General features: G+C 63.3%; 1 protein-coding gene. It reads right to left on the reverse strand.

Going from position 1 to position 9,503, the window contains the following annotated elements; genetic code table 11:
* A partial coding sequence (locus tag FEM54_RS15730; RefSeq protein ID WP_420875318.1) for a beta strand repeat-containing protein occupies nucleotides 1-9,503 on the reverse strand: 9,503 nt, incomplete at both ends.

Below are 9,503 nucleotides of genomic sequence, written 5' to 3' on the forward strand. Positions count from 1 at the left end.
CGTTTGCTTGCTGGCGATGGCGTTGTCCATCAGGTGTTTGAACAGTTTTTCGTCGGTGGTTTGCCCGTCGAGAAAGCGTTGGCCGGTGCGCGCGACCACGGCTTGCTGGATCAGGCGTTGTTCGTAGAAACCGTCGCCCAGGCGCTTGGCGCTCTCGTCCGGGTTGTAGCCCAGGCCGGACAGCAGGTAGTCCGAGCTCATGAATTGCTTCATGTCGGTGAGTGCCGGGTTGGTTTCGATCAAGTATTTATGCGGCTGTGAAACCGCACTCTTGTCTGGCAGGCCCTGCACCCGGTTGACGGTCTGGCTGGCCACCGGGGTCGGTTGTGCTTCGGCGGGCTGGACGACGACCACGGCAGGTCGGCTGCCGGTGCTCGCGGCAGCGGGTTGTTCAACCGGGGTAATGACCGGTTGGGTCTCATGCGGCACCGGCGCTACCGGAACCACCACGGACGGCAGTGGTGTGCCGACGGCAACCTGTGCATCGTGGGCCAGCGGTGTCAGGCCTGGCAGGCTGAGGTCGGGGCGTGAGCTCCCCGGCGCAATGGCCACAACGCGGGTATCGCGATCCACGGTCGACAGGCCCGGTACGTTCAGGTCGGGGCGAGCGCTGCCAGACGGTGCGCCATCGGGTGTGGTCAGCACAATTCGGGCATCACGCTCGGCGGGTGTCAGGCCAGAAAGGTCGACGTTCGGACGTGATACATCGACCGCTGGCCGGGAGCCGTCAACAGCGTTTTGGGCATCGATGCCGTCGACATGGGTGATCGTGCCGCCGCTGGTGCGGCCAGGTTGCAGCGTTCCCACGTCGGCGCTGCCCACGCCGGCAACGTTAATGGCGCTGGCACTGGCATTGATTCCACTGGCCTCGCGGGCCGTCACCGAGACCTGGCGGTTGTTGGCGGCGAGTTGGGTGACCTCCTCCAACTGGATCGTCCGGCCTTGGGTTTCGGGAAGGTTTTGCTGGCGTTGCGCCAAACCGACGCTCGCAGCGCCAAGGGTCCAGCTTTGCGGCCCTGCATTGGCTTGAGCGGCCTGCCCGCTGCTGGCGCCCTGCCCGCTCAGTCGGAACAAACCGTTCTGGCCGGTAGGCAGGCTGAAGCCCGGAAGCGCGATGGGGTTGACTTGCTGTTGAGCCAAATCAGGTGGCAACTGCGAGTTGATGGCGATCGCTGTCGAGTAGCCGCTACCCGCGCCTGTGTCAGTCTTGGTGCGGCCCGCCGCTACATAGGCATAGTAAGGACGAACCACACTGTTGTTGATGTTCTGGGCGGCATTAAGCGCAACGTTGCCACCGGCCTGGATGATTGCATCGTAGGACTGGCCATCGCTTTTAAGGGTGGTGATGGTTTGCGAGAGCTTGCCGCCGCCCATGAGGCTCAGGAAATAGCTGAGGTCTGCCTCGACGGTCGCCGATGGCGTGGGGCTATTTTTAGCGTTGAAGTTGGCAGCCGCCGGCAAGGCCTGGAAAATCTGCGAGACAAAGTTCCAGTAGGTGCGGGTGGTCTTGATCGCCTGGGCTTGCACGCCCTGGTTATTGATGGTGGTCGCGTTTGCGGTGAGGTTGCCCGTCGCGGCAATGGTGCTGCTCAGGTTGTTGAGGGTCTGGGCGTTGATCTGCATGTCAGCGCCACTGCTAAGCCCCGAAGCCACGCTGCTGCGGGTAACGTTCAAGCTATCGATTTCATCGATCTGCCACAGGCCGTTTCGACGGCCTTTGCTACGGAAGTCACAACCGGCACCCGGGATCAGGTTGCAATCAAGTTCGGTGATCTTCACCGAGCTTTTTTCATGTGCCGAATACTCCAGCACGTCCCTGACGTTATTGACGGTCATGGCATTGATCGTCAGGTTCTTAGCGCTCTCGATAGTGCCCGAACGGTTATCGAGCAGATCGGCTTTGGTCTGGTTCGGGTCTTTGCCAATCAGTACGTCACCCAGCCCATAGACATCGGCATAGGCGTTGGTGAAGCTATTGGCCAGCAACTGCATGTCGCCGCCGCTGGTGATCAAACCCTTGCTGTTAACCAGGGTGTTGGTGCTGAGGGTCAGGTTGGCACCCGTGGCCAGCGTGCCCGTATTGCTGACCTCTGCGGCTGTGAGGGCCATGGTGTTAGCGGAAGTCAGGCGCCCGGCGTTAGTGAGCTGCCCGCCGACGTTGATCGTACTGTCTTGTCCGCCGGCAACACTCGCCGCCGTACTCAGGTTCACTGAGCCGGCAGTCAGGCCCAGGTTACCCACGCTGCTGTAACGCCCATTGCCGCCATAGCTGCCGGCCAGCGTTAATTGCGCCGTGCCATCGCTGGCGATCAAGCCATCGTTGTTCCAGTTACCGCCACTGCCGACAAGACTGTCAGACGCCAGCAACTGCCCGCTGGCGGTCTGATTCAAGGTATTGACGTTCACCGTCAAACGCCCGGCCTGGATAACACTGCTGTTGGTCCAGTGGTCTGCGGCCAGGGTCAGGCCACCTCGCGTCACCACGTTGCCACCGGCATCGATAAGGTTGGCGGTGGCAATATCAAAGGTCCCGGTGCCGCTGTGCAGCAAACTGCCGCCCTGGTTCTGGAAGCCTGCGGCATTCAGGGTCAGGTCGCTGGTACGGCTCTCGACGCGGCCATTGCGATTGTCGAACAGGCCTGCGATCTGGAAATCGGTCTTGCCGCTGTCGCCCATGGCGCGCAATTGGCCGCCCTGGTTATCGACGCTGTTGGCGCGCACGTTGAGCAAGGTGTCGCTTTCGATAATCCCCGCATGGTTGCTGAGTTGGCCGCTGAGTCCCAGCTCAATTAGGTTCGCCGCCACTTGGCCTGAGCTGTTATCCAGCCCTACCCCACTGACGCGTAGCAGGTCCTTGGCGTACAAGCCGCCATAGGCGTTGGCGAAATAATTGGCGTTGACCACTGCGTCGCCATTTTGCGCTGCGATGCGGCCGTGCTGGTTGTCGACACTGCCGGCCACCAGGTGCAAACGCTGGCCTTGAATCACGCCAGCCTTGTTGCCCAGGCTATAGCCGTTGAGCAGCGTGTCGCCGACGTTGGCATCCAGCAGGCCCTTGAGGCTGGCCAGTGTGCCCGCCTGGTTATTCAGGGTGTTGGCCTTGACGCTCACATCACCGGTCTGCGCCAGCAGCTTGCCGCCTTCGTTATCAAGGTCGCCGCTGACGTCCAGGCTTAAACCGCTCTGCCCCTGCACCACACCCGCACGGTTGCTCAGGCCAACGGCCTTCACCTGCAGGTCGGCACCCTGGCTGTAGATCAAGCCGTCGGCGTCGTTTTGCAGCAGGCCGGTGCTGGTGATTGCCAGGCGGTCCTTGCCGGCGATGGTGCCGCGCTGGCGGTTATCGATACCGCCGGCGAGCAGGGTCAGCAGGCCTTGGCTGGCGATCTGGCCGCCCTGGTTGTTGACCTGAACCGCGCGTTGCAACAGCAATGCGCCAGCGCTGGCCAGCTTGCCATTGGTGTTGTCGAGGGTGCCCAGCAGGCTCAGGGTCAGGCGGCCATTGCTGGCCAGTGTGCCGCCCTGGTTGTGCAGATCTGTGCCGGTGACGGCCAGCGTTTGCTGTGCATTGACGGTGCCGGCCTGGTTGCCCAGGGTGGCGGCTTGCACGTCAAGGTCGGTGCCGCTGTCGATCAGGCCACCGTTGGCGTTGTTCAGCAAACCGCTGACGACGAGGCTTTGCCCCGCGCCGCTGGAGAGAATACCGCCGCTGTTGTCGAGGCTGGCGGCACTGACGCTCAATGCACCTTGGCTGACCAGTGCACCGGCACCGCCATTGAGCATCTCGCCGGAAAGGCGCACATCCACCGCGCCGTTGCGGCTGGACAAGGTGCCGTTGTTGCGGTTGTCGAGGCTGCCACCGCCGACGTTCAGGCCCTGCCAACCTGAGACCAGGCCGTTCTGGTTGATCAGGTTGGCCGCGTTGACCGTCAGCACCTGGCTGCTGATCAACTTGCCGCCGCTGTTGTCCAGGGTGCCGGTGTTCAGGGCCAGGTCTTGCTGGCTGGAAAGCTCGCCGTTCTGGTTGTTGAAGGCGCGCAGACGGTTGAGGGTCAGCGGGCCTTTGGCGAGGATCAGGCCGTTGCGGTTGTCCAGGTCGCTGTTGTTCAGGTCCAGGGTCACGCGCTGTTCGCCCACCACGCGGCCGCCGGCCAGCGCCAGTGCGCTGAGGTTCAGGTCCATCGCGCCTTTGGCGGACACTTCACCGCCGCTGTCGGTGTTAAGGCTGGCGGCGCTCAGGTTGAGGCTGCCCTGGCTGTTGATCAGGCCGGCAGCGCTGTTGTCCAGGGCCATGGCACTGAGGGTGACGCCCGTTGCACCGAGCAGGCTGCCGTTCTGGTTGTTCAGGTTGGCGCTGTGCAGGGTCAGCATTTGAGTGGCGCTGATCAGGCCTTGGTCCTGGTTGTTGAGCAGGCCGTCGCTGGTCAGTTGCAGGTTGCTGCGACTGGTCAAGGTGCCGCCCCGGTTGTCCACGGCGCCTGCGTGCGCGTTGAGGCTGGCGGCGCCGATCAGGCCTTTGACGTTGGCCAGGGCCTGGTTGAGGCGCAGGGTCAGGCCTTGGTTGCTCAAGAGTTTGCCGTTGCTGTTGTCCAGGCTTTGCGCGGCCAGGGTGAAGGCTTGGGCGCTGGAGATTTCACCGTTCTGGTTGCTGACGGTCGTGAGGTTATTGAGCAGCAATGGACCGACCGTGTTGATCAGCCCGCCCTGATTGTTCAACTGACCGTTGTTCAGGTCGAGGCTCAGGCTGCTGTTACTGAAGAGCTTGCCGCCCTGCTGGTCAAGGCCGGTGACGCTGGCGGTCAGGGCCTTGGCGCTGCCGATGCTGCCGCCGTTGTTCACTTGGCTGGCTGTCAGGTTCAGGGTGTCGCCGCTGTTGAGGCGCCCGCTCTGGTTATTCAGCACGCCGGTGCTGACCGCCACCGCGCCCTTGCCGCTGATGCTGCCTTGCTGGTTGCCCAAACTGGCGCTGCTCAGTACCAAGGCGCCGTCGGTGACCAGTTCACCGTTCTGGTTGTTCAACTGGCCAGCGACGTCGACATGCAGCCCCAGGGCACTGGAGAGGCTGCCCTGGGTGTTAGTGAGGCTGCGTGCCTTGATGTCGAGGGTGCCTTCACTGCTCAGCAGGCCCTGGCTGTTGTCCAGGTCACCGTCCAGCGTCAGCTGCAACGGTTGCTGGCTGAGGATTTTGCCACCGGTGTTGTCCAGGCCGGTGCCCGTCAGCAACAGGCGCTGGCCACTGAGTTTGCCGCCCTGGCGGTTGAGCAGTTGCTCGACCGCCAGGTTCAGGCCGCTGGCCGCGAACACCTGGCCGCTGTCGCTGTTGTCCAGGCGCTGGCCGGTGATGCTGAGGTCCGCGTTGCTGGTCAGTTCGCCGGCGCGGTTGTCGAGGCTGCCTACATCGAGTTTCAGCGCTTTTGTGGCGCCTACCAGACCGCCCCGGTTATCAAGGCTGGCGCCGCTGACGTGCAGGGTCTGGGTGCCGATCAATTGGCCTTTGCGGTTGTCGAGGCGGTTGACGTTGACGGCCAGTTCGGCCTTGCCGGCGATCTCGCCTCCACGGTTGTCCAGGTTCGCGGCGGCCAGCAGCAAGGCGCCGTCGCCAATCAATGTGCCGCGCTGGTTATCGATCAGGTCGCTGGCGCTGATATCCAGGCCGCCACGGCTGCTGAGCAGACCGTCGGTGTTGTCCAGGCTTGCACTGCGGCTGATGAGGCTGGCGCTGCTGACAAGGCCTTTGACGTTGGCCAGGGCCTGCTCGACGCGCAGGGCCAGTGCCTGGTTGCTGATCAGCTTGCCGTTGCTGTTGTCGAGGTTGCGGGCGGCCAGGGTGAAGGCGTTCTGGCTGGAGATCTCGCCGTTCTGGTTGTTGAGGTTGCCGAGGTTTTTCAGCACCAGGATCGGCGCGTTGATCAAGCCGGCGTTGTTCACCTCGCCGTGGTTCATGTCCAGGTTCAGTTGCGTGTTGCTGAACAGCTCACCGCCCTGTTGGTTAAGGCCGGTAAAGTTGGCGTTAAGGGTGCCGGCGCTGGCGATGCGGCCACCGTTGCTGAGCTGGGTGGCCGTGAGGTCAAGGCGGTCGGCACTGATCAGGCGGCCGCCCAGCGTGTTGTCGAACAGCCCGGTGTTGAGGGTCGCGGCGCCCTGGCTTTTGAGCAGGCCCTGCTGACTGTTGTCAAGGCGGGTGCTAGTCAGCGTGAGGCCTTGGGCGGTTTCAACGATACCGCCCTGGTTGAGCAAATCACTGGCGCTGGTGATGCCCAGTGTACCGGCGCTGGAAATACTGCCGCCGGTGTTGTCGATACGTTGGCTGCCCAGCGTCAGAGTGCCTTCGCTGCTGAGCTTGCCCTGGGTGTTGTCCAACCCCGCTGCCAGCTGAATGGCCAGCGCACGCTGGCCGGCAAAGGTGCCTTGGGCGTTGTCCAGGCGCGTACCGGTAAACCGCGCCTCCTGGGCGAACACCAGCCCCTTGGCCTGGTTGATCACCTGGGCCACGGTCAATTGCAGGGTGGTCCCGGCCAGTAGCTTGCCGCCGCTGTTGTCCAGGGACTGGCCGCTGAGTTCGGCGTCTATCTGGCTGGAGATTTCACCGGAGCGGTTATCCACGCTGTCGACCTTGAGTTTCAGCGCTTTTGTGGCCCCTACCAAACCGCCGTCGCGGTTATCGAGGGTGGTGCCGCGAAGGGTCAGATTGCCTTGGGCAACCAGCTCGCCACCTTGCTGGTTCAACACGCCGAGGGTGGCGTCCAGGTCGCTCTGGCTGGCGATACGACCTTTGCCGTTATTGACGTTATCCAGGCTCAAATGCACCGGCCCCACGGCGCTGATCAAACCGCCCTGGTTGCTCAGCGACTGGCCGGTAACGCCCAGGGCCTGCTTGCTGTTGAGCACGCCCTCACGGTTGTCCAACTGGCCGAGGTGCAGGTTCAAGTCCTGATTGGCGCGGATCACGCCAGTGCGGTTATCCAGGCTGTTGCCGCGCACGGTCAGCAGGTTTTGCCCGGAAACACGCCCGCCACGGTTATCCAGGCTTGTCGCCTGAATATCCACGAGCCCTTTGGCCAACACACTGCCTTTGGCCTGGTTGTCCAGCAAGCCGGCGACGTTCACCGCCAGGCTGCCGTCGCTGACCAGGCTACCGGCCTGGCTGTTGTCCAGGCTCGCCGAAGCGACCTGCAAGCGCTGGCCGGCGCCCACGGTGCCGCCCTGGTTGGTCAACGCGCCCAGGGTCGTGAGGTCGAGGCTCACATCGCCCATGACCTGACCGTTGCGGTTGTTCAAGGTGATGGCGTTGACCACGCTGGCACCAGCGCTGGAAACTTCGCCGTCGACGTTCAGCAAGGCACCGGCCAACGTCAGGGTCAGGTCCCTGGTACTGCTGAACTCCCCTTCGCTGTTGTCCAGGCTCGCCGCTTGCGCCGTGAGCCCGGCCGCTGAAACCTGGCCTTTGAGGTTGATCAGCGCCTGCTCGATCTTGAGGCTCAGGGCCTGGTCACTCAGCAGTTTGCCCCCGGTGTTATCCAGGCTTTGTGCCGCCAGGCTGAAGGCTTGTTTGCTGGAGATCTCGCCGCCCTGGTTGGCGACACTCGACAGGTTCTTGAGCACCAGCGGGCCAGGCGCATTGATCAAGCCACCGGCGTTGTTCAGATGCCCCTTGTTCATGTCCAGGGTCAGGGCGCTGAGGCTGTAAAGCTCGCCGCCGTCCCGTTGGTCGAGGCCGGTGAGGCTGGCGGTGAGGGCCTTGGCGCTGGCGATGCGGCCCTCTCCGCGGTTGTCCACCTGCCCGGCTGCCAGGTCGAGGCGGTCGGCGCTGGTGAGGCGTCCGCCTTGCTGGTTGTTGAAGGCGCCGGTGATGACCTGCACGGCACCGTCACCGATGATCTTGCCACCCTGGTTGTCGAGGCTGGCACTGGTCAAGGTCAAGGCGACAGCACTGAGCAACTCGCCCTTTTGGTTGCTGATTGCATCTGTGGTTGCCAGTACCAATGGCGCGGCACTGCTGATGCGCCCGCGGTCATTGTTGAGGCTGGCCGCGTGCACGCTCAAGCCGCCGTCGCTGCGCAGAGCGCCTTGCTGGTTGTTCAAGTCACCGCTCAATGCCATGGACAGGTTGCGCTTGGCGTACAGGCTGCCCTCGCCGCTGTTATCCAGTTGCGCGGCGTTCAGGCTGATCGATCGCTGCCCGGAAATGATGCCCTTGAGTTGGTTGTCCAGCCGCTGCAAGGTCAGTTGCATCTCGCCGTTGGCCAGCAGGCGTCCACCTATGCTGTTGTCGAGCCGGCTGCCGGTGAGTGTCAGGTCGGTGACGCTGGAGACTTCCCCGGCGCGGTTGTCCAGGGTGTCTATCACCAGGGTCATGGCCTTGCCCGAGTTGACCAGGCCGCCGTCGCGGTTATCCAACGCCGTGCCGTTAAGCTGCAACTGCTGCGTCGCCACAACGCTGCCGCCGCGGTTGTCGAATTGGCCGACAGCCAGGCTCAGGTCGCTCTTGCCGGTGAGACGGCCTTTGGCCTGGTTATCCAGGCTGGCGGCGGTCAGTTGCAATTGGCTGCTGGCGGCAAATAACCCGGCCTGGTTGAGCAACTGCCCGCTGATCAAGGCGTTCAGGGTGCCGTCGCTGGTGAGTGTGCCCTGGGTGTTGTCCAGGCTCGCAGCCGTCAAGTTCAACGCGTGGCCCGTGACAAGGCGGCCATTGCGGTTAGATACAGCGCCCGAGTGATCAAGGGTGAGCAGCTTGTCACCCTGGATCAGGCCATGGCTGTTATCCAGTGACGCGCCAGCCAGGGTGGTGGTGGCGCCGAGGATTTCGCCTTGCTGGTTGTCCAGTGCCGATTCGACGTACGCGGCCAGGCCGTCGCGAACCTTGAGGGCGCCTTCGGCATTCACCAGGCTGTTCGCCCGCAGATCCAGCCCGGTGGCGGAAACCAGGCCCTTGGTATTGTCCAGGGCCTTGCTGATACGCACCACCAGCCCTTGTTCACTGAGCAACTTGCCGCGACGGTTATCCAGGTTATCGGCGGTGAACGTCAGCGCCTGGGTGCTGGATATTTCCCCACCCTGGTTATCCACGCTGGCAAGGTTACTCAGCAGTAACGCGCCCGGAGCATGGATCAAGCCGCCTTGGTTGTTCAGGTAGCCGTGGTTCAGGTCCAGGCTTACGCCCGCCTGGCTGTAAAGGCGTCCGTCGCCGTGTTGGTCAAGGCCGGTAACGGATGCGGTGAGTTGCTGCTGGCTGGTGATGCGCCCGCCGGCGCTGTTGTCTACCTGCCCTGCGGTGAGAGCGAGCGTGCCGTCGCTGTTGAGCGTGCCTTGGGCATTGTTCAACCCGCCGCTGACCGAGAGCTGCAAATGGTCCTTGGCGTAGAGGCTGCCCTTGGCGCTGTTGTCGAGGCTGGCGGCAGCCAGTTGCAGGTTGGCACCCGCTCTTAACTGACCGGTCAGGTTGAGCAACTGCCCGACAATGCGCGCCGTCAACCGAGCATCACTGGTCAACTTGCCGCCGCTGT

Origin of the sequence: Pseudomonas edaphica, assembly GCF_005863185.1 — a bacterium.
GTDB lineage: Bacteria > Pseudomonadota > Gammaproteobacteria > Pseudomonadales > Pseudomonadaceae > Aquipseudomonas > Aquipseudomonas edaphica.